Annotated in this window: 26 protein-coding genes; 15 read left to right on the plus strand and 11 right to left on the minus strand. The window is 70.8% G+C overall.

Annotated elements, in window-relative coordinates; genetic code table 11:
* The first annotated feature begins 137 nt into the window (after window positions 1-137).
* On the plus strand, window positions 138-389 hold the full coding sequence (locus ACFJIT_RS18150) for a GlsB/YeaQ/YmgE family stress response membrane protein (RefSeq protein ID WP_130521611.1): 252 nt from the start codon (window positions 138-140) through the stop codon (window positions 387-389).
* A 100-nt stretch (window positions 390-489) separates the two neighbouring features.
* Here the strand turns inward: ACFJIT_RS18150 and xth are convergent, their stop codons facing one another.
* Entirely contained in the window at window positions 490-1,257 is a 768-nt protein-coding gene (gene xth / locus ACFJIT_RS18155; protein WP_130521613.1) for an exodeoxyribonuclease III, read from the minus strand.
* Window positions 1,258-1,332: 75 nt separating this feature from the next.
* Between xth and ACFJIT_RS18160 the strand changes: the two genes are divergently transcribed.
* A complete protein-coding gene (locus tag ACFJIT_RS18160) occupies window positions 1,333-1,875 on the plus strand; it encodes a gamma carbonic anhydrase family protein (RefSeq protein WP_130532013.1) in 543 nt (180 codons plus the stop codon).
* 82 nt (window positions 1,876-1,957) lie between these two features.
* Window positions 1,958-2,851: a DUF2167 domain-containing protein gene (locus tag ACFJIT_RS18165; protein ID WP_379654500.1), complete on the plus strand. Its 894-nt coding sequence runs from the start codon at window positions 1,958-1,960 to the stop codon at window positions 2,849-2,851.
* Window positions 2,852-2,853: 2 nt separating this feature from the next.
* Here the strand turns inward: ACFJIT_RS18165 and ACFJIT_RS18170 are convergent, their stop codons facing one another.
* Window positions 2,854-3,120, minus strand: coding sequence for a YkgJ family cysteine cluster protein (locus ACFJIT_RS18170; protein ID WP_379654501.1), 267 nt, complete (start codon window positions 3,118-3,120; stop codon window positions 2,854-2,856).
* Between the two features lie 134 nt (window positions 3,121-3,254).
* Here ACFJIT_RS18170 and ACFJIT_RS18175 point away from each other — a divergent pair, with 134 nt between their 5' ends.
* From ACFJIT_RS18175 to ACFJIT_RS18200, 6 genes are all read left to right on the plus strand, one after another.
* On the plus strand, window positions 3,255-3,971 hold the full coding sequence (locus ACFJIT_RS18175; protein ID WP_379654502.1) for an RDD family protein: 717 nt from the start codon (window positions 3,255-3,257) through the stop codon (window positions 3,969-3,971).
* Entirely contained in the window at window positions 3,968-4,969 is a 1,002-nt protein-coding gene (locus ACFJIT_RS18180) for a stage II sporulation protein M (protein WP_286575745.1), read from the plus strand. Before ACFJIT_RS18175 ends, ACFJIT_RS18180 begins: the two co-directional genes overlap by 4 nt.
* On the plus strand, window positions 4,959-6,470 hold the full coding sequence (locus ACFJIT_RS18185) for a DUF4129 domain-containing protein (protein WP_379654503.1): 1,512 nt from the start codon (window positions 4,959-4,961) through the stop codon (window positions 6,468-6,470). The genes ACFJIT_RS18180 and ACFJIT_RS18185 overlap by 11 nt, the downstream gene beginning before the upstream one ends.
* Window positions 6,467-7,627 carry a DUF4350 domain-containing protein gene (locus ACFJIT_RS18190; protein WP_379654504.1) on the plus strand — a complete coding sequence of 387 codons (1,161 nt, stop codon included), beginning with the start codon at window positions 6,467-6,469 and terminating at the stop codon, window positions 7,625-7,627. Before ACFJIT_RS18185 ends, ACFJIT_RS18190 begins: the two co-directional genes overlap by 4 nt.
* On the plus strand, window positions 7,624-8,610 hold the full coding sequence (locus ACFJIT_RS18195; RefSeq protein ID WP_379654505.1) for an AAA family ATPase: 987 nt from the start codon (window positions 7,624-7,626) through the stop codon (window positions 8,608-8,610). Before ACFJIT_RS18190 ends, ACFJIT_RS18195 begins: the two co-directional genes overlap by 4 nt.
* Before the next feature lie 232 nt (window positions 8,611-8,842).
* Window positions 8,843-10,144, plus strand: a complete 1,302-nt coding sequence (locus ACFJIT_RS18200; RefSeq protein WP_379654506.1) for a DUF58 domain-containing protein — start codon at window positions 8,843-8,845, stop codon at window positions 10,142-10,144.
* 232 nt (window positions 10,145-10,376) lie between these two features.
* Here the strand turns inward: ACFJIT_RS18200 and ACFJIT_RS18205 are convergent, their stop codons facing one another.
* The 3 genes from ACFJIT_RS18205 to ACFJIT_RS18215 are packed head-to-tail and all read right to left on the minus strand — an operon-like array spanning window position 10,377 to window position 12,581.
* Window positions 10,377-10,814 carry a hypothetical protein gene (locus tag ACFJIT_RS18205; RefSeq protein ID WP_379654507.1) on the minus strand — a complete coding sequence of 146 codons (438 nt, stop codon included), beginning with the start codon at window positions 10,812-10,814 and terminating at the stop codon, window positions 10,377-10,379.
* Between the two features lie 50 nt (window positions 10,815-10,864).
* Entirely contained in the window at window positions 10,865-12,043 is a 1,179-nt protein-coding gene (locus tag ACFJIT_RS18210; RefSeq protein WP_379654508.1) for a glutathionylspermidine synthase family protein, read from the minus strand.
* Window position 12,044: 1 nt separating this feature from the next.
* Window positions 12,045-12,581: a DUF1190 domain-containing protein gene (locus tag ACFJIT_RS18215; RefSeq protein WP_130521638.1), complete on the minus strand. Its 537-nt coding sequence runs from the start codon at window positions 12,579-12,581 to the stop codon at window positions 12,045-12,047.
* Between the two features lie 162 nt (window positions 12,582-12,743).
* Here ACFJIT_RS18215 and ilvD point away from each other — a divergent pair, with 162 nt between their 5' ends.
* A complete protein-coding gene (gene ilvD, locus ACFJIT_RS18220; protein ID WP_379654509.1) occupies window positions 12,744-14,582 on the plus strand; it encodes a dihydroxy-acid dehydratase in 1,839 nt (612 codons plus the stop codon).
* Between the two features lie 488 nt (window positions 14,583-15,070).
* Window positions 15,071-15,421 carry a hypothetical protein gene (locus ACFJIT_RS18225; protein WP_379654510.1) on the plus strand — a complete coding sequence of 117 codons (351 nt, stop codon included), beginning with the start codon at window positions 15,071-15,073 and terminating at the stop codon, window positions 15,419-15,421.
* Between the two features lie 189 nt (window positions 15,422-15,610).
* On the opposite strand, the gene ACFJIT_RS18230 is transcribed toward ACFJIT_RS18225, so the two are convergent.
* Together ACFJIT_RS18230 and ACFJIT_RS18235 are read right to left on the minus strand one after the other, a co-directional pair.
* A complete protein-coding gene (locus tag ACFJIT_RS18230; RefSeq protein WP_379654511.1) occupies window positions 15,611-16,603 on the minus strand; it encodes an MBL fold metallo-hydrolase in 993 nt (330 codons plus the stop codon).
* Window positions 16,604-16,850: 247 nt separating this feature from the next.
* Window positions 16,851-17,693, minus strand: a complete 843-nt coding sequence (locus tag ACFJIT_RS18235; RefSeq protein WP_379654512.1) for a helix-turn-helix transcriptional regulator — start codon at window positions 17,691-17,693, stop codon at window positions 16,851-16,853.
* Window positions 17,694-17,783: 90 nt separating this feature from the next.
* On the opposite strand from ACFJIT_RS18235, the gene ACFJIT_RS18240 reads away from it, so the two are divergent.
* Both ACFJIT_RS18240 and ACFJIT_RS18245 read left to right on the plus strand, forming a co-directional pair.
* A complete protein-coding gene (locus ACFJIT_RS18240) occupies window positions 17,784-18,686 on the plus strand; it encodes a cyclase family protein (RefSeq protein WP_379654513.1) in 903 nt (300 codons plus the stop codon).
* A 62-nt stretch (window positions 18,687-18,748) separates the two neighbouring features.
* Complete coding sequence (locus tag ACFJIT_RS18245; RefSeq protein WP_130521643.1) at window positions 18,749-19,129, plus strand: VOC family protein; 381 nt, start codon at window positions 18,749-18,751, stop codon at window positions 19,127-19,129.
* 12 nt (window positions 19,130-19,141) lie between these two features.
* Here ACFJIT_RS18245 and ACFJIT_RS18250 read toward each other — a convergent pair whose 3' ends face one another.
* The 3 genes from ACFJIT_RS18250 to ACFJIT_RS18260 form a co-directional block, all read right to left on the minus strand.
* Window positions 19,142-19,714, minus strand: coding sequence for a DUF2058 domain-containing protein (locus ACFJIT_RS18250; protein WP_130532400.1), 573 nt, complete (start codon window positions 19,712-19,714; stop codon window positions 19,142-19,144).
* 352 nt (window positions 19,715-20,066) lie between these two features.
* Window positions 20,067-20,786: a hypothetical protein gene (locus tag ACFJIT_RS18255; RefSeq protein ID WP_306995089.1), complete on the minus strand. Its 720-nt coding sequence runs from the start codon at window positions 20,784-20,786 to the stop codon at window positions 20,067-20,069.
* Between the two features lie 118 nt (window positions 20,787-20,904).
* Window positions 20,905-21,666: a TetR/AcrR family transcriptional regulator gene (locus tag ACFJIT_RS18260; protein WP_379654514.1), complete on the minus strand. Its 762-nt coding sequence runs from the start codon at window positions 21,664-21,666 to the stop codon at window positions 20,905-20,907.
* Here ACFJIT_RS18260 and ACFJIT_RS18265 point away from each other — a divergent pair.
* Both ACFJIT_RS18265 and ACFJIT_RS18270 read left to right on the plus strand, forming a co-directional pair.
* Entirely contained in the window at window positions 21,584-22,147 is a 564-nt protein-coding gene (locus ACFJIT_RS18265) for a hydrolase (RefSeq protein ID WP_130521647.1), read from the plus strand. The two genes, ACFJIT_RS18260 and ACFJIT_RS18265, sit on opposite strands and share 83 nt — an antisense overlap.
* Window positions 22,148-22,366: 219 nt before the next feature.
* Window positions 22,367-23,206, plus strand: coding sequence for a DUF1932 domain-containing protein (locus ACFJIT_RS18270; protein WP_379654515.1), 840 nt, complete (start codon window positions 22,367-22,369; stop codon window positions 23,204-23,206).
* A 12-nt stretch (window positions 23,207-23,218) separates the two neighbouring features.
* Here the strand turns inward: ACFJIT_RS18270 and ACFJIT_RS18275 are convergent, their stop codons facing one another.
* Window positions 23,219-23,608, minus strand: a complete 390-nt coding sequence (locus tag ACFJIT_RS18275) for an MAPEG family protein (RefSeq protein ID WP_130521649.1) — start codon at window positions 23,606-23,608, stop codon at window positions 23,219-23,221.
* Window positions 23,609-23,674 lie beyond the last annotated feature (66 nt).

Here is a 23,674-nt window from a genome sequence, read left to right on the forward strand (position 1 = left end):
GACCCGCGCGACCCTGATTTTCAAGGGGTTTGGCACGAGCCGGACGTCGGTCGTATACGACGGTTTCACGCCTGCGGCCGCCAAATCGTCCCACCCCCGCGACGGGGCTTTTCACCCTACGAATCGAGGAGAGCATCATGGGCATCATCATTTGGCTGATTGTGGGCGGCGTCGTTGGCTGGCTCGCCAGCATCATCATGCGTCGTGACGCCCAGCAGGGCATCATCCTGAACATCGTCGTCGGCATCGTCGGCGCGGCCATCGCCGGTTTCCTGGGCGGCGGCAGCATCAACCAGGCCATCACCGTCGGCACCTTCCTGTGGTCGCTGCTCGGCGCGGTGATCCTGCTTGCGATCGTGAACCTGTTCACCCGCAAGAGCGTGCGCTAAGCGCAGCCGTGCTGGCGCGCGGCGCGCGCCAGCCAGGAAGCGAGAAGACCCGGGCCCTGCCCGGGTTTTTTCTTGGGCGCAGTGTGGCCATGGGCGCCGGTCAGGCGATCTCCACCCAGGCCGGGGCGTGGTCGCTGGGCCGTTCGAGCTTGCGCGGGGCGCGGTCGATGCCGGCGGCGGTCACGCGCGGCTTGAGCGCATCGGAAACCAGGGTCAGGTCGATGCGCAGCCCCAGGTTGCGGCGGAATGCGGCCATCCGGTAGTCCCACCAGCTGAAAACGCCGGCCTCCTCGCTGTGCAGGCGGAAGGCATCGTGCAGCCCGAGGCCGAGCAGCGCCTGCAGCGCCTCGCGCTCGGCGGCCGAGGTGAGGATGTGGGTCTCGTTCCAGACCTCCGGATCGTGCACATCGCGCGCGTCGGGGGCGATGTTGAAGTCGCCCAGCACCACCAGCTGCGGGTGCACGGCCAGCTCGGCCTTGATCCATTCGCGTACTGCCTCCAGCCAGCGCAGCTTGTAGCCGTACTTGTCGGTGCCCACGTCCTGGCCGTTGACCACGTACAGATTGATCACGCGCACGCCCCCTATGGTGCCGGCGATCACGCGCTTCTGTTCGTCCTCGAAGCCGGGGATCCCGATCTGCACGTCCTCGATCGCCCCGCGCGCCAGCAGCGCCACGCCGTTGTAGGTCTTCTGCCCGGCGAACACGCTGCGGTAGCCGGCCGCGGCCAGCGCCGCATCGGGGAACTTGTGGTCCTCCAGCTTGGTTTCCTGGATGCCGACCACGTCCGGCCCGAACTCGGCCAGCCATTGTTCCAGGTGCGGCAGGCGCACGTTGAGCGAGTTGACGTTCCAGCTGGCGATCTTCATGGGCGACGGCGCGGCGGCGAGGGCGGCACAGCCTAACCCAGGCCCGCCGCGGGAGCCGACCGTTACACTGCGCCGATGAGCAACCTGCGCCCTTTCCTGGACAAGCGCCCCGTGCTGGGGCAGCGCGTGTACGTCGACCCGGCGTGCACGGTGATCGGCGATGTCGAGCTGGGCGACGATGTGTCGGTCTGGCCGGGCACGGTGATTCGCGGCGACGTCAATCATGTGCGCATCGGCGCGCGCACCAACGTGCAGGACGGCACCATCGTCCACGTCAGCCACCACAGCCCGTACAACAAGGGCGGCTATCCGACCCTGATCGGCGACGATGTCACCGTCGGCCACGGCACCATCATCCACGCCTGCACCATCGGCGATGCCTGCCTGATCGGCATGGGCGCGTGCGTGCTCGATGGCGCGATCGTCGAGCATCACGCCTTCATCGGCGCCGGCGCGGTGGTCGGCCCGGGCAAGCGGGTTGGCAGCGGCGAACTGTGGGTCGGCAATCCGGCGCGCCCGGTGCGGCAGCTGTCGGACAAGGACATCGAAGGCCTGCTGTATTCGGCCCAGCACTACGTGCGGCTGAAGGACCAGTACCTGGGGCAGGACAACGGCTGACCGGGTTGTCAGCCAGCGGTGACTCGGGCGACACTCGGCGCCCCGGGCATGGGGATGCCCACATGGACGAAGGGGAAAGACGATGCGGACGACGCTTCGCGGCCTGGCGGTCGCGTGCCTGATGGGACTGGCCCTGCCGGTGCTGGCCGAGGACGGGCAACAGGCCCAGCAGCTCATCGACAGCCTGCACTTCCGCAGTGGCCAGATCGAGGTCGGCCCGGCCCACGCGCACTTCAACCTGGGCACGCAGTTCCGCTATCTGGACCAGTCTGACGCCCGCAAGGTACTCGAGCAGCTGTGGGGCAATCCGCAGGACGACACCGTGCTGGGCATGGTGGTGCCCACCCATCCGGGGCTGGACGAGCAGGACAGCTGGGCGGTGGTGGTGACCTACGACGACGAGGGTTACGTCTCCGACGCCGACGCGTCCAAGATCAACTACGACGAGCTGCTCAAGAACATGCAGGAGGGCACGCGCGAGGCCAACGCCGAGCGCGAGAAGGCCGGCTATGGCCGCGTCGACCTGGTGGGCTGGGCGGTGCCGCCACGCTACGACGCCGGAGCCAAGAAGCTGTACTGGGCCAAGGAGCTGGCCTTCAACGGCCAACCCAGCCACACGCTCAACTACGACATCCGCGTGCTCGGCCGCCACGGTTACCTGAGCCTCAACGCGGTCTCGGCGATGGACGAGCTGCCGAAGGTGCAGGCCGGCATGCAGCAGCTGCTGCCGATGACCGAGTTCGACGCCGGCGCGCGCTATGCCGACCACAACCCGTCCACCGACAAGGTCGCCGCCTACGGCGTGGCCGCGCTGATCGGCGGCGGCCTGGCGGCCAAGACCGGCCTGCTGGCCAAGCTGGGCCTGGTCCTGGCCAAGTTCGGCAAGCTGCTGTTCCTGGGCGTGGTCGCGGCGGCCGCGGCGGTGAGGAAGTTCTTCGCCTCGCGCAAGGCCAAGGCCTCGGCGACGGTGCGCTGAGATCAGGGCCGCGTGGCCGCTTCCAGCGCGTTGAGGAAGGTCATCGCCTCGCTGCGCGAGGCGCCGCACATCGACGGCTGCGGGCGCAGGCTGGCGCAGACGGCCGGACGCTCGGGCCGGCCGAAGAGCCGGCAGCGCAGCGCTTCGTCCAGTTGCACGCAGGGGACGCCGGCCGGCTTGCCCTGCGGCATGCCGGGAATCGGCGAGCTGATCGACGGCGCGATGCAGCAGGCGGCGCAGCCGCTGCGGCAGGGGGCGGAGGTGGACATCGGCGCAGTGTAGGCCTTCCGGGCAGGCCGACCGGCAGGGTGGGCAAGTCGCGCGGCGCTCGTTACAGTCTGGCCGGGGCAGGGATGACGGCAGGCATGGACAGGCAGGCGCGGGTGCTTCAACGGGACATTCGATGACGGCCATCGCGCAGGGGGCCGCGCCGGCCGTGGTGCTCGATACGGTGCGCGAGGTGGTCACGCCTGAGGGCGTGTCGCTGCAGCTGCCCGCGGCCGGGCCGGTGCCGCGCGCGGTGGCCTGGGGCGTGGACCTGGTGGTGCGCGTGGGGATGATGTTCGCCGCCATCATGGTGCTGAGCCTGCTGGGCAAGTTCGGCGATGGCCTGAGCCTGGTCGCCGCCTTCCTGCTGCAATGGGGCTACATGATCGTGCTCGAGGCGCTGTGGCACGGGCAGACGCTGGGCAAGCGCGCGATGCGCCTGCGCGTGGTGCTGGCCAACGGTGCGCCGATCGGCTGGCCGGCCGCGATCACCCGCAACCTGCTGCGCGTGGTGGACATGCTGCCCTTCGGCTACGCCGCCGGGCTGGTGGTGAGCCTGATCGATCCGTCCGCGCGCCGGCTGGGCGACCTGGCCGCCGGCACCCTGGTCATCCATGCCGAACACGCCGAACCGCCCGCGTCGGCACCGGTCAACGCGGTGGTGGTGCCGCGCGCCACGCTGCGGCCCGCCGAGCAGGCCGCCATCGTCGCCTTCGGCGAACGCGCGACGCAGCTCACGCCCGAGCGCCAGGTCGAACTGGCCGACCTGCTCGAACCGCTCACCGGCGCGCGCGGCCCGGCCGGCGTGCTGCGCCTGTTCGGCATGGCCAACTGGCTGCTGGGGCGGCGATGAGGCAGGAGCAGTTCGTCGCGCGCCACCAGCGCGAGTGGCAGGAGCTGGAGGACTGGCTGCGCACGCGCGCCGATGCGCGCCGGGCGCAGGACACGCGCAACACCGGCGCGCTGGGCGATGAGGCCATGCCCCAGCGCTACCGGCGCATCGCCCAGCAGCTGTCGCTGGCGCGCCGGCGCGGCTACAGCGCGCAGGTCACCGGCCGCCTGCAGACGCTGATGGAACAGGGCCACCAGGTGCTCTACCGCACCCCGCCGCTGCGCTGGCGCACGGCGCTGGAGTTCCTGATGGCCGGCTTCCCGCGGCTGGTGCGCAGCCAGGCGCGCTGCATGTGGGTGGCGCTGGCGCTGTTCGGCGTGCCGCTGGTGGGCATGACCGTGCTGCTGCAGTTCCGGCCCGAGCTGATCCATGCGCTCATGGACCCGCGGATGGTGGCGGCGATGGAGCGCATGTACGACCCGTCCAACCCGCGCATCGGCCGCGACAGCGGCAGCGACTGGATGATGTTCGGCGTCTATATCCGCAACAACATCGGCATCGGCCTGCAGACCTTCGCCAGCGGGCTGGTGGTGGGCGTGGGTAGCCTGGTGGTGCTGGTGAGCAACGGGCTGACCATCGGCGCGCTGTTCGGCCATCTCACGCGCATCGGCTCGGGCGGGCCGCTGTGGAGCTTCGTGTGCGGGCACGGCGCGTTCGAGCTGACCGCCCTGGTGATCGCCGGCGGTGCCGGCCTGCAGCTGGGCTTGAGCTGGCTGGCGCCGGGCCGGCGCACGCGCGGGCAGGCCCTGGTGCAGGCCGGCGCGATCGGCGCGCGGCTGTGCCTGGGCGTGGCCTTCATGCTGCTGGTGGCGGCCTTCATCGAGGCGTTCTGGTCCTCGGTGGCCAGCATTCCGCATCCGGTGAAGTACGCGGTGGCCGCGGTGCTGTGGACCGGCGTCATCGTGTGGCTGTGGCGCGGTGGCCGCGGCGGCGCGGAGCCGGATCGCGATGCGCGCTGAGCAGCTCACCGTCGAGCTGCGCGCGCGCTCGCCCTGGGAGGCGGTCGAGCTGGGCACCGCGCTGGTGCGCCGGCACGCGGGCGCGATCTGGAAGCCGTGGCTGTGGCTGGCCCTGCCGGTGTTCGCCCTGGTCAACGCCGGCGCGTGGGCGCTGTCCTCGCCGCTGGCCTCCTGCCTGGTGCTGTGGTGGATCAAGCCGCTGTTCGACCGCGTGCCGCTGTATGTGATCTCGCGCGGCGTGTTCGGACAGGTGCCGACCACGCGCCAGACCCTGGCCGCGCAGCTGCGCTGGGGCTGGCGGCCGATGCTGGGCTATCTGACCTGGCGGCGCTTCAGCGGCGCGCGCAGCCTGTTCCTGCCGATCGAGACGCTGGAGGGCGAACACGGCGCACGCCTGCGTGCGCGTCGCCGCGTGCTGGGCGCCACGCTCTACGGCAACGCGCTGGTGCTGACGCTGGTGTTCCTGGGGTTCCAGCTGGCACTGACTTTGGCCTGCGTGGCGATGGTGGCCGTGTTCGTGCCGATCGACTACCTGCCGCAGGCCGCGCGCGCCGGGCTGGCGATGCTGTCCGATCCGCCGCTGTGGGCGCAGCTGGGGTTCAACGCGTTCTTCTGGATCGCGATCGGCGCGGTGGAGCCGTTCTTCGTCGGCGCCGGCTTCGGCCTGTACCTCAACCGGCGCACGCAGATCGAGGCCTGGGACGTGGAGATCGCCTTCCGCCGGCTGCGCCGGCGCCTGCTGGCCGCCGCCGCGCCGCTGGTGTTGCTGCTGGCGCTGGTCGGGGTGGCGCCGCTGCGCGCGCAGCAGCCGGAGTCGGCCAGCGAGGCGCCACCACCCGGTGTGGAACAGGTGTTCGAAGGCCAGCGCGTGGACGATGCGCGCTTCCGCCGCGCGGTGGTGCAGGCCTATCGCGACCCGCTGATTGATCGTCACCGCACCGACCACACCTGGCAGCGCCGCCGGCCGCCCGAGATCGCCGAGCCGCCCAAGCTGGACATGAGCTGGCTGGAACGCTTGCAGCGCGTGCTGGCCTTCATCGGCGAATGGGGGCTGTGGATCGTGCTCGGGCTGCTGCTGGTGTTCCTGCTCGCCAGCGCGCGCCACTGGTGGCCTTGGATGCGCGGCGTGCGCACGCCGCGGCCGGTGCCGGCGCCCGTCACCCCCGGCGTGGTCGAGCTGCCGCAGGTCCTGCCGCCGGACATCGCCGCCAGCGCGCGCCGGCTGTGGGCGCAGGGACAGCCGCGCCATGCGCTGGCCCTGCTGTATCGCGCCAGCGTCGAGGCGATGGCCGAGCGTGCCGGCGTGGTGCTGCCGCCGGGCGCGACCGAGGCGCAGTGCCTGCGCGCGGCGCAGCGCCAGCCCGAGGAGGCCGACCGCGGCCTGTTCGCACGCATGGTGCGCGTGTGGCAGTACGCGGCCTATGCACAGCGCCTGCCGCAGGCCGAGGAGTTCGAGGCGCTTATCGCTGCCCTGCAGACGCGCTACCGGTGGCCGGCATGAGCCAGAGCACGCGCGGCGCCAAGCCGGGCCTGATCGCGCTCGCCAGCGGCACGGTGCTGTTCGTGCTGGTGGCGTGGTTCGTGCACACCTACGAACGGGTGGCGTACCGCGTCGACCTTCCGCCGGCCGGCGAGGCGGCGTGGAATCCGCTCTATGTCCTCAAGCAGGCGCTGCGCGCCGATGGGGTGCGCGTCGATGCGCGGCCGCGCTTCGATCTGGAGATCGCCCAGCTGGGCCGGCGCGACACGCTGGTGCTGCTGGACGACCCGCGCTATCTCGATGCCGCGCGCGCGAGTGCACTGCTGGACTGGGTGGCGCGCGGCGGCCACCTGGTGGTGCGCACGCCGCCGGGCCCGGCCTTCGGGCTGCACGAATCGATGCCGTTGCTGGAGGCGCTGCGGCTGACGCCGATGGCGGTCGGCGACTGCGCGCCCTTCCAGGTGCGGGGACAGCCGCCGCATGTGGAGTTCTGCGGCGCGCGACGCTTCAGCTTCCAGGGCGTGCAGCCGGTGCTGGCCTGGGGCAACCTGCGCGACGGCTATGTCTACGCGCGCCTGGCGCGCGGCCAGGGCTATGTGGACGTGCTGGCCGACGTGGACTTCCTGCAGAACGGTGGGCCGGTGCGGCGCGGCGACGATGGCAGCGGCCTGCGCGCGCCCACGCATCAGGCGCTCGCGCGGCAGGTGCTGGCGCCCAACTACGGCCACGGCACCATGCACCTGGTCTACGCCACGCGGATGCCGTCGCTGTGGCGCACCGTGCTCGAACGCGGCTGGCCGGTGTGGGCGCCGCTGCTGCTGGCGCTGCTGGCCTGGATGACGCTGCGGGCGCAGCGCTTCGGGCCGCTGCCGCCGCCGCCGGCGCCCGCGCGCCGCTCGCTGCTCGAACACGTGCGCGCCAGCGGCGAGCACCTCTATCGCTATCGGCGCGGCGTGCTGCTGCATGCCGCCGCGCGCAAGGCCTTCCTCACCCGGCTGCGCCGCCGCGATCCGGTGGCGGCCGCGCTGACCGGTGCGGCCCAGGCCGACGCGCTGGCGCGACGCTTCGACCTGCCGGCCGCGCGCATGGCGCGCGCCCTGCAATCGCCCACGGACCGCGAGCGCCGCGAGTTCGCCGACCGCATTTCCCTGCTGATGTTCATGAGGCAACGACTATGAGCGAGTTTCCCCAGGCCGCGCCGCCGGCCTTCGATGGCATCGCCGAACGTGTGGCCGCGGTGCGCGCCGAAGTGGCGCGGGCGTTCATCGGCCAGCCGCAGCCGTTGGACCAGATCCTGATCGCGCTGCTGGCCGGCGGCCATGTGCTGATCGAAGGCGTGCCGGGCCTGGGCAAGACCCTGCTGGTGCGCGCGCTGTCGCAGGCGCTGTCGCTGGATTTCGCCCGCGTGCAGTTCACCCCGGACCTGATGCCCAGCGACGTGTCGGGCCATGCGGTGTTCGACCCGGGCACGCAGCGCTTCGAGATTCGCCGCGGGCCTGTGTTCACCCACCTGCTGCTGGCCGACGAGATCAACCGCGCGCCGGCCAAGACCCAGTCGGCGCTGCTGGAGGCGATGCAGGAAGGGCAGGTGACCATCGAGGGCCAGTCCTTCCCGCTGGCGCCGCCCTTCCTCACCCTGGCCACGCAGAACCCGGTCGAGCAGGAGGGCACCTATCCGCTGCCCGAGGCGCAGCTGGACCGCTTCCTGCTGAAGGTGCTGATCGACTACCCGGCGCTGGAGGACGAGAAGCGCATGGTCGATGCGATCACCACCGGCCGCACCGCCGCCGACTTCGACCTGAGCCAGGTACGCTGCATGGCCTCTGCCAGCGATGTGGTCGCGCTGCAGCGCGCCACCGCGCAGGTGCAGGTGGACGCGCAGGTGATCGACTACGCCGTGCGCCTGGCCGCCGCCACGCGCAGCTGGCCGGGCATCGCGCTGGGCGCTGGGCCGCGCGGTAGCATCGCCCTGGTGCGCGCGGCGCGCGCGCAGGCGGTGCTGGGCGGGCGCGACTTCGTGATTCCCGACGACGTGCGCGAGGTCGCGCTGCCGGCGCTGCGCCATCGCATCGCGCTTGCGCCGGAACTGCAGATCGAGGGCCAGTCGCCCGACGACGTGCTGGCCGCGCTGCTGGCCAAGGTCGAGGCGCCGCGCAAGTGAGGGTGACCTCGCACCATCGTGGGAGCACCTGTCTGTCCCACTCACCTCGCCGCCTCCTTGTAGAGCGGAGCTTGCTCCGCTGCGTTTCCGCCGGATCATCGGGACAGCCCCAGCGGAGCAAGCTCCGCTCTACAGGTGGGAGCCGCCATGGCGGCGAGGGGCCTTACTGGGAAAGCCTCATCGCCGCCATGGCGGCTCCCACCAAGCGGGCGCTCATGGCGGCACGGTTGCAATGAGACCCGCCGCGCCACTGATCGCACTGCTGTGCGCCTGGGGCCTGTCCGGGCTCGCCGTGCTGTTCGCCGAGCTGCCGCTGACGGCCTGGCAGGGCATCGGGGTGGCGATCGCCGGACTGGCGCTGCTCGATGCGCTGTTGCTGTGGCGGCTGCCCGCGCCGCAGGTGCAGCGCCGCGTTCCCGAAGCGCTGGCGCTGGACCTGCCGCGCGAGGTGCAGCTGACGCTGGCGTCCCCGGGGCGGACGCAGCGCGTGGAGGTGTTCGACCTGCATCCGGGCGCCTGGCCCTCGCAGGGCCTGCCGCGCGCGCTGCGCCTGGCGCGCGACGCCACCGCCACCTTCGCCTACACGCTGCGCCCCATCGCGCGCGGCGATGCCTGGTTCGCCGGCGTGCAGCTGCGCCTGGCCTCGCCGCTGCGGCTATGGAAGCAGGCGCGCGTGGTCGGCGCGCCGCAGGCGGTGCGCGTGTATCCGGATTTCGCGCCGCTGGCCAGGCTGGCCTTGTTCAGCGCCGACCAAGCCTCGCGGCTGGTCGGCGCGCATCTCAAGCGCCGCCGGGGCGAAGGCACCGACTTCAACCAGATGCGCGAGTACCGCGTCGGCGACAGCCTGCGCCAGATCGACTGGAAGGCCACCTCGCGCGCGGGCAAGCTGATCTCGCGCGAATACCAGGACGAGAAGAACCAGCAGCTGGTGCTGGTGCTGGACACCGGCCGGCGCATGCTGGCGCGCGAGGACGGGCTGGCGCATTTCGACCATGCGCTCAATGCCGCGCTGGTGGTGGCCTACCTCGCCTTGCGCCAGGGCGATGCCGCCGGCCTGCTGTCCACCGGCGAGCAGCCGCGCTGGGTGCCGCCGCGGCGCGGGATGGCCGGCATCGACACCCTGCTGCGCGCCGCCTACGACCTGCAGCCCTCGGCCACCGCCTGCGACTACCTCGCGATGGCCAGCGAACTGTCCGCACGCCAGCGCCGCCGCGCGCTGGTGATGCTGGTGACCAACGTGCGCGACGAGGACATCGAAGACCTGCTGGCCGCCGTGCACCTGCTGCGTCGCCGGCACCTGGTGTGCGTGGCCAGCCTGCGCGAGGCCGAACTGGACCAGGCGCTGGAGGCCGAGGTCACCGACCTGTCCGGCGCCATCCAGGCCGGCGCGGTGGCCCGCTACCTCGACCAGCGCGCCGCCGCCCACGAGGCCCTGCGCGGCCACGGCGTGATGGTGCTGGACTTGACCACCGCGCAGCTGCCCGGCGCGCTGGTTGAGCGCTATCTGGCGGTCAAGCGCGAGGGGCTGCTTTGAGGCAGGAGTGAGTAGAGCGGAGCTTGCTCCGCTGGGGCTTCGCAACGATCCGGCCGAAACGCAGCGGAGCAAGCTCCGCTCTACAGGTGGGAGCCGCCATGGCGGCGATGAGGCTTACCCGGGCAAGCCCATCGCCGCCCTGGCGGCTCCCACAAAGAGCGGGTGGCTGCATCGCTCTTACCCCAGGCGCCTTATCGAAGATCGCACCCGCCCGTCGCGACCAAGTGCTTCGTTACACCGGCGGCAAGGGCGGCGGCTGGTTCCTGCGCGCACGCAGCAGCGGCATGGCAGCCGAGGCGGCCAGCAGCAGGAAGCTCACTTCCCAGACGTAGAAGCCTTCGCCGAAGGCCTGGCGCATGACGTTCATTCCGCCTTCGTCCAGCGGAAAGCGGTCCACGCGCACGGTGTCCAGTCCCACCCCGAATGCGAGCAGACTCAGGACGAGGACTACGCGCGTGCGGCGCATGAGGTAGGCGATCAGCGCCGCGGCGTACAGGCCATTCGCCAGCCAGGCGAAACAGGAGGAATCGGCCAGAGGAAGCGCGCCGAAGATCAGCAGCACCAGCCCGACCAGGTACGAGCCGCCGCCGTACAGGGCGGGCAGGAACAGCGAAACGCCGTACAGCAGCACGCTCGCGATCAACAGCGCATGGGATTTCAGGAATCGCATCAGGCTTCGTCCTTGTATCGCCTTCCAACGCGCTCAGTCTGCCGCCGCGCTCAGGCGTAGAACACCCCGGGCGCCTCATCGATGATCGCGTGCGGCACGAAGCGCGCGCTGTCGCGGGTGATGCGGGTGTCGTCCTCACGGATGCCGATACCGCAGGCGCTATCGCCGATTACCCAGCTGCCGATCAGTGGATAGCGGCCGTCCAAGGCGGTCAGCGGATGGGCGGCCTGGACGATGCACGGTCCGGCATAGGGGCCGTCGCTTTCCTGCCAGCCGCCGTCGGCCAGGTGCAGGACGATGTTGGCGCCCTCGCGCGAATGCAGCGGCTTGCGCACCCGGCCCGCACGCAGCGGCGCACCGTCGTCGAAATGCGCCTCCAGCAGATTGGGATGGCCGCGGTGGCGCTGCCACAGCAGCGGCAGCAGGCCCTTGTTGCTCAGCACCGCCTTCCACGCCGGTTCCAGCAGCTGCAGGCCCGAGGCCGGCAGGGCGCGGCCGAATTCCTCGGCCAGCAGGTCCTCCAGCGGATAGAGCTTGAACAGCGTGCCGATCACCCCGTCGTCCAGGTCGGTGAAGCGGCCGTCCTCGGACAGGCCGATGTCTTCGATGGCGACGAACTCGCTGAGCAGCCCCGCCTGGGCCGCGCAGTCGCGCAGATAGGCGACCGTGCCGCGGTCCTCGGTGGAGTCGCGCACGGCGGCAAAGCGCAGCGGGCCGGGCAGGGCGGGGGCGATCTGCCCGAAGCGCGCCACCAGCGCCTCGTGCAGCGAGTTGAACTGGTCGGCCTGCGCCGGCAGCCGCTGCGCGGCGCGCTGGTCCTCCAGCCATTGCCACTGAAAGAACGCGGCCTCGAACAGGGAGGTGGGCGTGTCGTAGTTCAGTTCGTACAGCTTGGCCGGCCCGCGTCCGTCGTAGGCCAGGTCCAGCCGGCCGTACAGATGCGGCTGGCGCTGCTGCCAGCTCTCGGCGATCCAGGACCAGGCGAACTGCGGGATCGCCAGGCGTTCGAGCAGCTGCGCGTCGCGCACGATGTCGTCCACCAGGTCCAGCGCCATGGCGTGCAGTTCGGCGCTGGGATCCTCCAGGTCGTTCTCGATCTGGCGCAGGGTGAAGGCGTAGTAAGCGCTTTCGTCCCAGTACGGCGCGCCGTCGATGGTGTGGAAGTCGAAGCCGCACTCGGCCGCCTGCGCGCGCCAGTCGCCGCGCGGGGTGATGGCGATGCGGCGCATGTCAGCCGCCGAAGCTGGCGCGGCCGCTGCTGCGCGCGCCGAAGCCGCCGCGGCTGACGGTCACGGCGCGGTTGGGCGTGGCGTTGATCGGGGTCATGCCGGGGGTGCCGGTGCGGAACGCGCCGGAGGTGTCCGGCCGCGCGCCCGGGGTGGGCCGCAGCCAGCCGTTGTCGCGGTTCTGGTAGGCCGGCGCGGCGTTGAAGCCGGCGCGGTTGTTCAGCATCTGCGACATGAAGAAGCCGGCCATCAGCGGCCCGATGAACGAGTGCCCCTGGCTGTCGCGCTGCTCGGCGCAGCGGTCCTCGCCCCAGTCCACCTTGCACTGCTCGCGCGTGGCGTAGCGCGGCGCCTGGTCGGCCGACTGCTTCTGGGCGCTGTCGAAGGCCTGTTTGCAGCTGGCCGCGTCGCCAGTCTCGCGGGTGCAGGCCTCGACGGTGGTGTACAGGCCCTGGCGGACCTCCGGCTCGTTCTGGCAGGCGGTGAACAGCAGGGGCGCGGCGCCCATCAGCAGCAGGCGCGTGGTGGTGGAGCGTTTCATCGGGGTCCGTTCTGGGCGGGCGATGGCCCATGATGCCTGCAGTGCCGGGCGGCTGGTCCTACATGGCTGAACGGTCAGTTGCAGCAGCAACGGAGCAAACGGGGGGAAAATGCCGGCTTTCCGCCGCACGCCAGCCTTCGCGCTCGCTCAAGACCGACCGCCATGCCCGAGTACCGCTCCAGGACCTCCACCCACGGCCGCAACATGGCCGGCGCCCGCGCGCTGTGGCGCGCCACCGGCATGCAGGACGCCGACTTCCACAAGCCGATCATCGCCATCGCCAACTCCTTCACCCAGTTCGTGCCCGGCCACGTGCACCTGAAGGACCTGGGCCAGCTGGTGGCGCGCGAGATCGAGCGCGTGGGCGGGGTGGCCAAGGAGTTCGACACCATCGCGGTGGACGACGGCATCGCCATGGGCCATGACGGCATGCTCTATTCGCTGCCCAGCCGCGAGATCATCGCCGACTCGGTCGAGTACATGGTCAACGCGCACTGCGCCGACGCGCTGGTGTGCATCTCCAACTGCGACAAGATCACCCCGGGCATGCTGATGGCCGCCTTGCGCCTCAACATCCCGACCGTGTTCGTCTCCGGCGGGCCGATGGAAGCCGGCAAGACCCGGCTGGCCGATCACAAGCTGGACCTGATCGATGCGATGGTGATGGCGGCCGATCCGAACGCGACGGACGAGCAGGTCGCCGCGGTCGAGCGCAGCGCCTGCCCGACCTGCGGCTCGTGCAGCGGCATGTTCACCGCCAATTCGATGAACTGCCTGACCGAGGCCCTGGGCCTGTCGCTGCCGGGCAACGGCACCGTGGTGGCCACCCATGCCGACCGCGAGGCGCTGTTCAAGCGCGCCGGCGTGGCCGCGGTCGAGCTGTGCCACCGCTGGTACGGTGCCGAAGATCCCACCGCGCTGCCGCGCGGCATCGCCACCTTCGAGGCCTTCGAGAACGCGATGACGCTGGACATCGCCATGGGCGGGTCGACCAACACCATCCTGCATCTGCTCGCCGCCGCGCAGGAGGGCGAGGTGCCCTTCGACATGCGCGACATCGACCGCCTCTCGCGCCGGGTGCCGCAGCTGTGCAAGGTCGCGCCGAACACGCAGAAGTACCACATCGAAGACGTGCATCGCGCCGGTGGGATCATGGCGATTCTGGGTGAACTGGCGCGCGGCGGGCTGCTGCACACCGACGTGCCCACCGTGCATGCGCGGACGCTGGCCGAGGCCATCGCCAAGTGGGACGTGACCACCGCGCAGGACGAGGCCGTGCAGACCTTCTACAAGGCAGGGCCGGCCGGGATCCCGACCCAGATCGCCTTCAGCCAGGCCACGCGCTGGCCGTCGCTGGACGTGGACCGCGCGCAGGGCTGCATCCGCAGCGTCGAGCACGCCTATTCGGCCGAAGGCGGCCTGGCCGTGCTCTACGGCAACATCGCCCGCGACGGCTGCGTGGTGAAGACCGCCGGCGTGGACGAATCCATCCACGTGTTCGAAGGCACGGCCAAGGTGTTCGAGAGCCAGGACGCGGCGGTCAAGGGCATCCTCGGCGACGAGGTCAAGGCCGGCGACGTGGTGGTGATTCGCTACGAAGGCCCCAAGGGCGGCCCCGGCATGCAGGAAATGCTCTACCCGACCTCGTATCTGAAATCCAAGGGCCTGGGCAAGCAGTGCGCGCTGCTCACCGACGGCCGCTTCTCCGGCGGCACCTCCGGCCTGTCCATCGGCCACGCCTCGCCCGAGGCCGCCGCCGGCGGCGCCATCGGCCTGGTGCGCGACGGCGACCGCATCCTGATCGACATCCCCAACCGCGGCATCAACCTGCTGGTCACCGACGAGGAACTCGCCGCCCGCTGCGCCGAGCAGGACGCCAAGGGCTGGAAGCCGGCCCAGCCGCGCCCGCGCAAGGTCAGCACCGCGCTGAAGGCCTACGCCCTGCTCGCCACCAGCGCCGACAAGGGCGCCGTGCGCGACAAGGCCCTGCTGGACGGGTGAGAAAGACGCGGTGCTGCCCATCTACCTCCTGACTGGGCGCTGGCGTCGTCACCTGTCGGCGTTGCGGGTCAGCCCTTGATTCAGGTGTTTGGTTGACCCAGCATGATGCAAGATTTCGCCACACGTATCATGTTTGGCCGGTTCCCATCGCGAGGAGACGCCGTGCAGATGTTGGAACACTTCTTCGAAGGGCTGCGGCGACATCGAAATGGACTGTTTACCTGCGCTGGCGTTGGCCTTTTGGCTTGTCTGGCAATCGTCTTTCTGATCCCGTCACAGCTGGGTTTCGCGCTTATCGGTCCGCTCGCGTTTGGGCCATGGTTTCTTGCCTGCGCCTCCTTGGCAAAGTCCAGGATCGCCTCATATCCCTTCATTGCTTTCGCTGCCCTGACACTTCTGTGGCCAGTCATTTATCTCCAGCCATAGCGCCGCCATAAGACCAGAGCCAAGCTGCTGGTGGTCCGCCTCACCACACACAGGGCACCCTCGTGGAATTCATCGGCCGCTTCTATGACGTTGAAAAGCTCGCCGAGCTTCGGCATCTGCTCAGGTCCAAGGGCATTCCCACCCTCCAAACCCAGGTGGAAGGAAGCCGCATGGGGAAGCAATGGGTGCTGTTCGTATGCATCAACGAACAGGCAGACGATGCCCGTCGGATCCTCCATGATTCTAGGCACGTGCCGGTGGTGTCGGTGGACGCGGCGGGGTTCGAGCGTGCGCTGGATAATCCGGATCTGCGATTGATCACCAAGTGGGTGACGATTGTGCTTGTTGCGGTCATCGCCGTGTTCGCGGCGCTGGTGTATTTGGGCTCACGCTTCAACTCGAACGTCGGATAATGGAGCAGCATTGAGGTCCGGAACCGTATCTCCCCGGCGCACGCGCCAGTCCTGGCGAATCAGGGGAGCCGTGTAGAGCGGAGCTTGCTCCGCTGCATTTCGATCGGATCTCGGGAAAGCTCCAGCGGAGCAAGCTCCGCTCTACAGGGGGTGCCCTTGTGGCTTCTGCGGCGAGGGCTCGCGGCTGCTTCAAGGCGTCGCCGGCGGCAGCGGGCTGAACTCCGCCGGCACCCAGGCGAAGGCCTGACCTTCGCTGCGGATATGGCCCAGGCCGGGGAAGGGCAGGTGGGCGCCGGCGACCCACCAGCCGGCGTCGGTGGCCTGGCGCATCAGGCGTCGGCGCGCGGCGATGGCGGCGGCGCGATCGCTGTCGGCTTCGTAGGAGGCCTGCGGCTGGGCGAACTGCACGGCGTGGTAGTGGACGATGTCGCCCCACACCAGCAGCCGCTGCCCGGCGCCGCCGTCGAACAGATAGGACACATGGCCGATCGTGTGGCCGTGCGAATCCATCGCCTGCACCTGGCCCGGCAGCGCGTCGCCCGGCGCGAACAGGCGCAGGTGTCCCTGGGCCTGATAGGGCGCCACGGCCTTGCGGGCCAGCGGGAAGGCGAAGCGCAGCGGCTGCGGCGCCTGGGCCTCGGACGCGGGATCGAGCCAGTAGGCCGCATCGGCGCGGGTCAGCCACAGCGTGGCGTTGGGATAAGCCACCTGGCCCTGTGCATCGAGCACGCCGCACAGGTGGTCGGGGTGGGCGTGGGTGAGCAGGATGTCGTCCACCTGCGCCGGGTCCACGCCGGCCGCGCGCAGATTGCTCAGCACCTGGCCCAGGCCGGGGCCGAAGCAGTTGGCGGTGCCGGTGTCCACCAGGGTCAGATGGGTGCCGTCCTGCACCAGGTAGGCGTTGACCGCGGTCTGCAGGCCCTTGCCGTCCTCGGGCACGTAGCGGCCGTCCAGCAGGCGGGTGATGTTGCCGGCGTCGATGCCGAGCAACTGCTGGCGCGGCAAGGCCACGGTCCCGTCGAACAGCGCGGTCACCCGCAGCCTGCCGATCTGCTGGCGGTAATAGCCGGGTACCTGCGTGGTGGGCGTATCGCTTGCGGCGGCATGCGCGGCACCGGCACAGGCGCCGCCCGCGCTCAGCAGGGCCGCGGCGAGCAGCAAACGTGGCGAGAACAGGGTCATGCGGTATCTCCAGGGATGCGCGCCGGCTGGCGCCCTGGACACATGCTGGGAGAGGAGGCGCGCGCGAATCGCTCAACCCGCTGCGCGCAACGCTCATCACGTGTTCCGCGCGCTATCGCGAGCGCAGCGGCATGGCCTGTGCGCGCGGCGGACGCGCAGCCTTGCGCATCGCGGCCAGCGCATACGCGCCGGGCGGCTCACGCAGCCCTCGCATGGACGGGCGAGCAGGCGAACGCCGTGGCAGCGTTCAGTCCGGCAGCTGGTTGCCGATGCGCGCCGGGTCCAGCCCGTAGCGCTGCTGGAAGCGCTGGCTGAAGCTGCGCGCCGAACGGTAGCCCACGCGGGCGGCGACGGTCTTCAACGGCCAGCGTGTGGTGTAGAGCAGTTCCATCGCACGCGCCAGGCGCGCCTCGACGATGAGCTGGCGCAGGGAGGTGCGTTCGGCGGCCAGGCGGCGGCGCAGGGTGGCCCCGCTGAGCGACAGCGCCTGCTCGACATCGCGCGACTGCCAGTCGCGCTCCGGTTGGTCGGCCACCAGCGCCTGCACCTGCGCCGCCAGGGTCGGCTCGGGTGGCAGCAGCAGGCTGCCGTGTCCGCGCCGGCACAGCGCCACCACCATGCCCGCCAGCACCAGCCGGGCTTCGGCGTAGCGTCCTTCGGCCAGCGCCTGGCGCCACTGCGGCAGGGCCGTGGCGAAGTCCTCGATGGGCAATCGCGCCAGGGCCTGGCCGGGCTGGGGCAGGGGTTCGGCCCAGAGCAAACGCGCGGCCTCCAGCACCTCGACGCACAGGGGAATCACCGCGGTCAGGTACAGGCCGCTGGCGGCATCGGGCGTGTTGATCACATCGATGCGGCAGGCCCGGGTGGTCAGGAACAGATCGCCCGGCTCGAACGCGAGCAGCTGCGTCGCGGTGCTGACCTGCTTGCGGCCCTGCAGCAGGATCGCCACCTGCGGCCCGGGGATGTCCACCGACTGGGCGCCATGTTCGCGGCGCGCGGCGATGCAGGCGAACCCTTCGGCCCGCGCGCAGTCGGCCAGCGTGGCCAGGTCGGCCAGCAGGGTCTGTCGCGGGGGCAGGGCATGGTTCATGGCCCCGGCATGGTACGCGCGGCGCGTGGCTCGAATGTACGCCGCCGAGCGGGCAGGATGTCCACGACGCCCACGCCCACGGAGCCCCCAATGCCGCGCCTGCCCTGCCTGCTGATCGCCTGCCTGATCGCTGCCGCCCCGCCGGCGCACGCCGACGACACCCGCCTCTGGGACGTCTACGCCCAGCAGCTCAAGGGCGTGAAGTACGTGTCGCTCTCGCATGTGATCGCGCCGGACATCCCGGTCTGGCATGGCTTCGGACCTTCGACGTTCGAACCGGCCCGCGACCCGGCCGATGGCCATGCCTACACCTACGCCAAGGACGGTTTCGAGGCCACGCGCTACACGCTGGCCACCGACCAGCTCGGCACCCAGCTCGATCCGCCCGCGCACTGGGCGCCGGAATATCCATCCATCGACGAGCTGCCGGCCAGTTACACGCTGCGGCCGCTGGTGGTGATCTCCATCGTCGAGCAGGTCCAGCGCAACCCCGGCTATGCGCTGAGCGTGGCCGACATCGAGGCCTTCGAGCGGCGCCATGGCCACATCCCGGAAGGCGCGGTGGTGTTCGTGCGCTCGGACTGGTCCAGGCGCTGGCCGGATCCAGCGCTGGCCAAACAGGAGCGCTTCCCGGGCGTGTCGCTGCCGGCGCTCAAGTTCCTGCACGAACAGCGCCACATCCTGCTGCACGGGCACGAGCCGCTGGACACCGACGACAGCCCCAAGCTGGAAGGCGAGGCCTGGCTGATGCACCACGGCTACGCCCAGGCCGAAGGCGTGGCGCACCTGGACCAGGTGCCGGAAGTCGGCGCGCTGGTGGCGATCGGCTTCCCAAGGTTCAAGGGCGGCACCGGCGGCTACGCCAGCTTCACCGCGATCTGCCCACCCGACTGGCCGCACGGCGTGGCCGCCGATCCGCGCCGCGATGCGCCGCTGCCGCGCTCGGACAAGCCGTTGCACTGGGATGCGGCCAAGGGCGTGCGCGTGCGTTGAGGCGCGCTTGCTTCATTCACGCCTGTGCCCAAGAATCCGCCATCACCCATACAGGCAGCGCCATGAAGCGAGTCACGGGCATCGGCGGCATCTTCTTCAAGGCACGCGATCCGGCCGCACTGGCCGCCTGGTATCGCGATCACCTCGGTCTGGAGGTGGCCGACTGGAACGGCGCCATCTTCAACTGGGGCGGCGAGGGCAGCGCGCCGGGCATGACGCTGTGGAGCCCGTTCGCCGCCGACACGACCTACATGTCGCCTGGCACCGCGTCCTTCATGGTCAACTTCCGCGTCGCCGATCTCGACGCGCTGCTGGTCGCGCTGCGCGGCGAGGGCTGCCACGTGTCCGACGAAACGCAGTCTTCCGAGCAGGGCAAGTTCGGCTGGGTCATCGACCCGGAAGGCAACAAGGTCGAGCTGTGGGAGCCGCCGGCGGGTCAGTGACCGCCGTGTACCTCACCACATCAGGTCGTCCGGCACCTTGAAGCGGTCCTGGTCGTAGAAGTCGTCGCCAGCGGGCGTGGCGTTGTCCGCCGCGGCGGCCGATGCCTCGCCCTCCTTGCGGCCATGGTCGAGCAGCACGAACGATGCATCGCGTTCGTACACTTTCTGCGCGGCGGCGCGCGGGATCAGTTCCACGCCCTCGCCATGGCGCACGATCACCAGCGCGCCATTGGCCAACTGGGCGCGCAGCGCGGTGTCGACCAGTACGGTGCGGATCGCCTTGCCGTCGTTGAAGCGGTACTCGACCTCGCCGCCGCGCTTGACCTTGTGCGTGTCCACGATCTGGCGGATCTGCGCCTGCAGCTCCTGGCGCTTGGCCTGCGCATTGCGTTCGGCGGCCAGGGCGCGGTCGCGCTCGGCGCGTTCGGCCTGCAGCCGGGCCGCATCGACCCGATCCGCATCGGCAGGCGGCTTGGCCTGGCCCTTGGCCAGCCGCGCCTTGACCTGGTCGCGGGCGATCTGGTCGGCCTTGCCCTTCTTGACCAGGCCGGCCTTGAGCAGCTGTTCCTGCAGGGGATTGCGCATGGGTGGAGCGTGTCGTGGGAACGTCGGGCGCGCAGTGTAGCGCTGGGTTGTGTGCGGCATCGCGGGCGTGCCGAGCGGCGGCGCCGCTTTCGCGAAAGGCTCACTGTGCGCCTAGCGCGCGCTGTGACAGATCACAGGCCACCCAACCACCGTCATCCCCGCGAACGCGGGGATCCAGGGACTCCGTGCAGGTCGAGCAACGTCCATGGGTTCCCGCTTTCGCGGGAACGACGGATTTTCGGGTTCTTCCCCGCCTTGAGTCCTTCCCTCAAGGACAAAAGCCGTGCCTGATGACGGGCAACCCGCGGGCCGGCGATGCCTCAGCAAACGCCAAGCCCGGCATCGCCACCCCTCAAGGCGCCGCCTGCACGCAATACCGGTTGGACGAGGCGATGCCCGAGGCGTCCTCGGCGGTGAATTCGATCCTGGCCGGCTCGGTCTTGCCGCGCTTGCCCTGCTTGGCCGGCAGCAGCTCGGTGCGGTAGAGGCCGGTCAGGTGGCAGACGCCGTCGATCTCCTGCGTGTTGCCGCGCACGCCGATGCGCAGCGCCTCTTCCGGCGCGCCGCTCGAGGCTACGGTGAACAGGTTGCTGTCCTTGTCGTTGCACTTGGGCTCGTGCAGCGACTCCAGGTCGAGCACGACCACCTGATGGTCTTCCTGCGGCGGCGCGCTGCCGACGACGTTGTCCGGCGTGACCGAAGGCTTCCACACCGGGATCGGCGTGCGGCCATCGCCGGCCTTGCAGGTCGGCACGCCCGGCACCAGGTCGCCGACCGAGGCCATCGCCGGCGGCCCGGCCTGCGAGGGCACGGGCTGGGGCACGTTGTCCTGCGGCGGCAGGGTCGGGGCCGAAGCGCCCGGCGCGCCGGGCGCGATCGGGTTGGCGCCGGCACTGGAGGCGGTGCAGTTGCCGTTGCTGCAGATCTCGCCCTGCTCGCAATCGGCGTTGGCCTTGCACTCGGCGGGCGCCGGCTCGGACACCGGCGGCGGTGCGGTCGGTTCGGGCGTGGCAGCGGGTTTGCAGGCGGCGCACAGCAGCACCAGGGCGGACGCGGCGACTCGTAACTTCATCACTTCCCTCCACGGCGCGATGCCGCGAGCAAGCGCGCATCATGACCGGGAACGGGATTAAAAAGTTGTTGTCCGGTTGTCTGTAGATGGCAAAACCGGGCACGACGCGGCGAGCGGATCAGCGCGACCGGTTGCGCTGCTCCAGGTAGTGGCGCAACAGCTGGCGCAGTTCGTCCAGCGCGGCCTGGCTGCCGGGCTGCAGGGCCAGGCTGCCGGCCGCCTTGATCAGCAGGACGACCGCTTCGGCCGCGGCCGAAGCCTGCGCCGCAGGCACGGTGCCGGCCTGGCGCAGGATGTCGGCCACGCCCTGGCGCATGTCCTCGCGCAGCCGCGCGCGTAAGGCCTCGTCGCCGGTGATCTCCACCAGGACCAGCGCGGCGGTGCGTTCGGCCTTGCGGTCCAGGGCCAGGCCGAGCAGCGCATCGGCCAGCGCGTCGGGCGCCAGCGTGGCGGCGCGTGCCTCGAGTTCGGTCAGCGCCCGGTACAGGTCCTCGGTATAGCGCTCCAGCAGCGTGGCCACCAGCGCATCGCGGGTGGGGAAGAACCGGTATAGCGAACCGATCGCCGTGCCCGAGCGGGCCGCGATCTCGGTCATGGTGACCGCCGCGCCCTGGTCGATGAACAGCTGGGTGGCCGCTTCAGGATCGCCGCGACGCGATCGCGGCCGCGCTGGCGCTTGGGGGCGATGGCCTGGGTTGACTTTTGCGAGGGCATCCTCACAATTCTCATATGCGAGTCGATCCTCGCATTTTAGCCCACCCACTTCGTGTTGTGTTTCCTGTCCCCTGGAGATCCCCATGTTGACGCTGTCCCCGCGCCGTACGGCGCTTGTGTTGATCGATCTGCAGCACGGCATCACCGCCATGCCGCTGCAGCCCATCAGTGGCGAGGAAGTCGCGGCCCGCGGCCGCGCCGCCGCGGCCCGCTTCCGCCAGGCCGGCGCGCAGGTCGTGCTGCTCAATGTCGATTTCGGCGCGGACATGGTCGATGCGCCGCACCAGCCGGTCGACCGGCCGCTCGGCGGCGGCCCGCTGCCGGCCGACTGGTCGCAGCTGCACGACGGCCTGGTCCAGCCCGGCGACCTGCGCGTGACCAAGCGTCAGTGGGGCGCCTTCACCGGAACCAGCCTGGAGCAGCAGCTGCGCCGCCGCGGCATCGACACCATCGTGCTGGGCGGCATCGCCACCAACTTCGGTGTCGAGTCCACCGCGCGCCATGCCTGGGAGCTGGGCTTCGCTGTGGTCGTCGCGCCGGATCTGTGCGCCAGCGTCTCGGAGGAACTGCACCGGATGACGCTCGAACACGTGCTGCCGCGCGTGGCGCGCATCGTCCCCAGCGACGCGCTGCAGCTGCAGGCTTAGCGGCATCGCGAGCACTGGCCCATGGGGAGCCGCGCTGGGGAACGCGGCGCCCCATGGCGAGTCCGGATACCGAGGGCCATGACGGATCACGGTTCGCAGCGGAATCGCGGCAGCCGGACGTTCCTCCTGGCGGGACGTTCCGGCGCGGCGTCGCTGGGCGAGGCCGACGGCCAGGCGCAGGATGTGCGGCATCTTCCGGCGAGCGAGCGAGCGCGTGCGATGACCGATCCCCTGGCCTTGGTGGCGCCCGGCGCCATGGGTGCGGCGCTTGGCGCGCGCCTGGTGGCACACGGCGTGCCGGTGCTCGCCGCGCTGGAGGGTCGTAGCGCGTCCAGCCGGGCGCGCGCCGAAGCCGCCGGCCTGCGCGTGGTGGCCACCGGCGAGCTGATGCAGGCGCGCTGGTTCCTGTCGGTGGTGCCGCCGGCGCAGGCGATGCCCCTGGCGCGGGAGTTCGCGGGCTGGTGCCAGGGCGTGGCGCGGCCGCCGGTGTTCGTCGACCTCAACGCGATCAACCCCGACACCGCAGTGCAGGTGCAGGCGGTGATCGAGGCGGCGGGTGCGCGCTTCGTCGACGGCTGCATCCTCGGCTTTCCGCCCAAGGGCGAGGCGCCCGGCCCGACGATTTACCTGTCCGACGACGCGGCCGAGCTGGCCAACCTGCTTGAGGCCCATGGCCTGCAGGCACGCACGCTGCGCGGCGGCGTCGGCGCGGCCAGCGCGCTGAAGATGGCCTACGCCGGGATCAACAAGGGCGTGGCGCTGCTGGGCGCCGCCATGGCCCTGGCCGCGCAGCGCCACGATGCGGGCGAGGCCCTGCGCGCGGCGCTGGGGCAGACCCATCCTGCGCTGCTGGCGCAGCTGGACCATGCGCTGCCGGACCTGCTGCCCAAGGCGCGGCGCTGGGCGCCGGAGATGGAGGAGATCGCCGCCTTCATCGGCCCGGAACGGCCCGAGGCCGGGATCTACACCGCGCTGGCCGCGCACTGCCGCGCGCTGGCCGACGATCTGGATGGCGCAGGCGAGGCGGCCGCGGTGCTGCGCGCCTTCCCCGCCACCTGAAAGCGCGCGCGCCTACAGCAGCGCCCACACCATCTGCAGGATCGCCCACAGCGACACCACCCAGATGATCGAGCGCAGGTAGGGGATGCCGATCACGTACACCGGCAGATAGGCCAGCCGCGCCCAGAAGTACAGCTGCGCGGCCAGCGCCGTGTGCGGGCTGGTGCGGCCCAGGGCGACCACGGCCAGCACGCCGGCGGCGAAGAACGGGAAGGTCTCCAGGAAGTTGGCGCTGGCCCGCTGCGCCCGCGCGGGCGGGCCGCGCAGCGGTTCGACCGGGGCATCACGGTTGCCGGCGTTCCAGGCCACGCCGCGCTTGGCGGTGACCAGGGCGGCGGCCAGCAGCACATAGGCCAGGCCCAGCAGGATGGACCAGGCCAGCAGCTTCAGTTCGATCGGCATGGGGTGGCTCGGCTTGCTCGGAGAGGGAGCGCAGTGTCCCGCATCGACGCGTGAAGGGGCCGGGCG

Source organism: Pseudoxanthomonas sp. UC19_8 (genome assembly GCF_042700505.1).
GTDB classification, from domain to species: Bacteria; Pseudomonadota; Gammaproteobacteria; order Xanthomonadales; family Xanthomonadaceae; genus Pseudoxanthomonas_A; species Pseudoxanthomonas_A winnipegensis.

Excerpts from the sequence above, each read along its gene's own strand:
- ACFJIT_RS18150 (WP_130521611.1), top strand. The coding sequence starts at position 138 with ATGGGCATCATCATTTGGCTGATTGTGGGCGGCGTCGTTGGCTGGCTC.
- xth (WP_130521613.1), bottom strand. The coding sequence starts at position 1,257 with ATGAAGATCGCCAGCTGGAACGTCAACTCGCTCAACGTGCGCCTGCCG.
- ACFJIT_RS18160 (WP_130532013.1), top strand. The coding sequence starts at position 1,333 with ATGAGCAACCTGCGCCCTTTCCTGGACAAGCGCCCCGTGCTGGGGCAG.
- ACFJIT_RS18165 (WP_379654500.1), top strand. The coding sequence starts at position 1,958 with ATGCGGACGACGCTTCGCGGCCTGGCGGTCGCGTGCCTGATGGGACTG.
- ACFJIT_RS18170 (WP_379654501.1), bottom strand. The coding sequence starts at position 3,120 with ATGTCCACCTCCGCCCCCTGCCGCAGCGGCTGCGCCGCCTGCTGCATC.
- ACFJIT_RS18175 (WP_379654502.1), top strand. The coding sequence starts at position 3,255 with ATGACGGCCATCGCGCAGGGGGCCGCGCCGGCCGTGGTGCTCGATACG.
- ACFJIT_RS18180 (WP_286575745.1), top strand. The coding sequence starts at position 3,968 with ATGAGGCAGGAGCAGTTCGTCGCGCGCCACCAGCGCGAGTGGCAGGAG.
- ACFJIT_RS18185 (WP_379654503.1), top strand. The coding sequence starts at position 4,959 with ATGCGCGCTGAGCAGCTCACCGTCGAGCTGCGCGCGCGCTCGCCCTGG.
- ACFJIT_RS18190 (WP_379654504.1), top strand. The coding sequence starts at position 6,467 with ATGAGCCAGAGCACGCGCGGCGCCAAGCCGGGCCTGATCGCGCTCGCC.
- ACFJIT_RS18195 (WP_379654505.1), top strand. The coding sequence starts at position 7,624 with ATGAGCGAGTTTCCCCAGGCCGCGCCGCCGGCCTTCGATGGCATCGCC.
- ACFJIT_RS18200 (WP_379654506.1), top strand. The coding sequence starts at position 8,843 with ATGAGACCCGCCGCGCCACTGATCGCACTGCTGTGCGCCTGGGGCCTG.
- ACFJIT_RS18205 (WP_379654507.1), bottom strand. The coding sequence starts at position 10,814 with ATGCGATTCCTGAAATCCCATGCGCTGTTGATCGCGAGCGTGCTGCTG.
- ACFJIT_RS18210 (WP_379654508.1), bottom strand. The coding sequence starts at position 12,043 with ATGCGCCGCATCGCCATCACCCCGCGCGGCGACTGGCGCGCGCAGGCG.
- ACFJIT_RS18215 (WP_130521638.1), bottom strand. The coding sequence starts at position 12,581 with ATGAAACGCTCCACCACCACGCGCCTGCTGCTGATGGGCGCCGCGCCC.
- ilvD (WP_379654509.1), top strand. The coding sequence starts at position 12,744 with ATGCCCGAGTACCGCTCCAGGACCTCCACCCACGGCCGCAACATGGCC.
- ACFJIT_RS18230 (WP_379654511.1), bottom strand. The coding sequence starts at position 16,603 with ATGACCCTGTTCTCGCCACGTTTGCTGCTCGCCGCGGCCCTGCTGAGC.
- ACFJIT_RS18235 (WP_379654512.1), bottom strand. The coding sequence starts at position 17,693 with ATGAACCATGCCCTGCCCCCGCGACAGACCCTGCTGGCCGACCTGGCC.
- ACFJIT_RS18240 (WP_379654513.1), top strand. The coding sequence starts at position 17,784 with ATGCCGCGCCTGCCCTGCCTGCTGATCGCCTGCCTGATCGCTGCCGCC.
- ACFJIT_RS18245 (WP_130521643.1), top strand. The coding sequence starts at position 18,749 with ATGAAGCGAGTCACGGGCATCGGCGGCATCTTCTTCAAGGCACGCGAT.
- ACFJIT_RS18250 (WP_130532400.1), bottom strand. The coding sequence starts at position 19,714 with ATGCGCAATCCCCTGCAGGAACAGCTGCTCAAGGCCGGCCTGGTCAAG.
- ACFJIT_RS18255 (WP_306995089.1), bottom strand. The coding sequence starts at position 20,786 with ATGAAGTTACGAGTCGCCGCGTCCGCCCTGGTGCTGCTGTGCGCCGCC.
- ACFJIT_RS18265 (WP_130521647.1), top strand. The coding sequence starts at position 21,584 with ATGTTGACGCTGTCCCCGCGCCGTACGGCGCTTGTGTTGATCGATCTG.
- ACFJIT_RS18260 (WP_379654514.1), bottom strand. The coding sequence starts at position 21,666 with ATGGGCTGCAGCGGCATGGCGGTGATGCCGTGCTGCAGATCGATCAAC.
- ACFJIT_RS18270 (WP_379654515.1), top strand. The coding sequence starts at position 22,367 with ATGACCGATCCCCTGGCCTTGGTGGCGCCCGGCGCCATGGGTGCGGCG.
- ACFJIT_RS18275 (WP_130521649.1), bottom strand. The coding sequence starts at position 23,608 with ATGCCGATCGAACTGAAGCTGCTGGCCTGGTCCATCCTGCTGGGCCTG.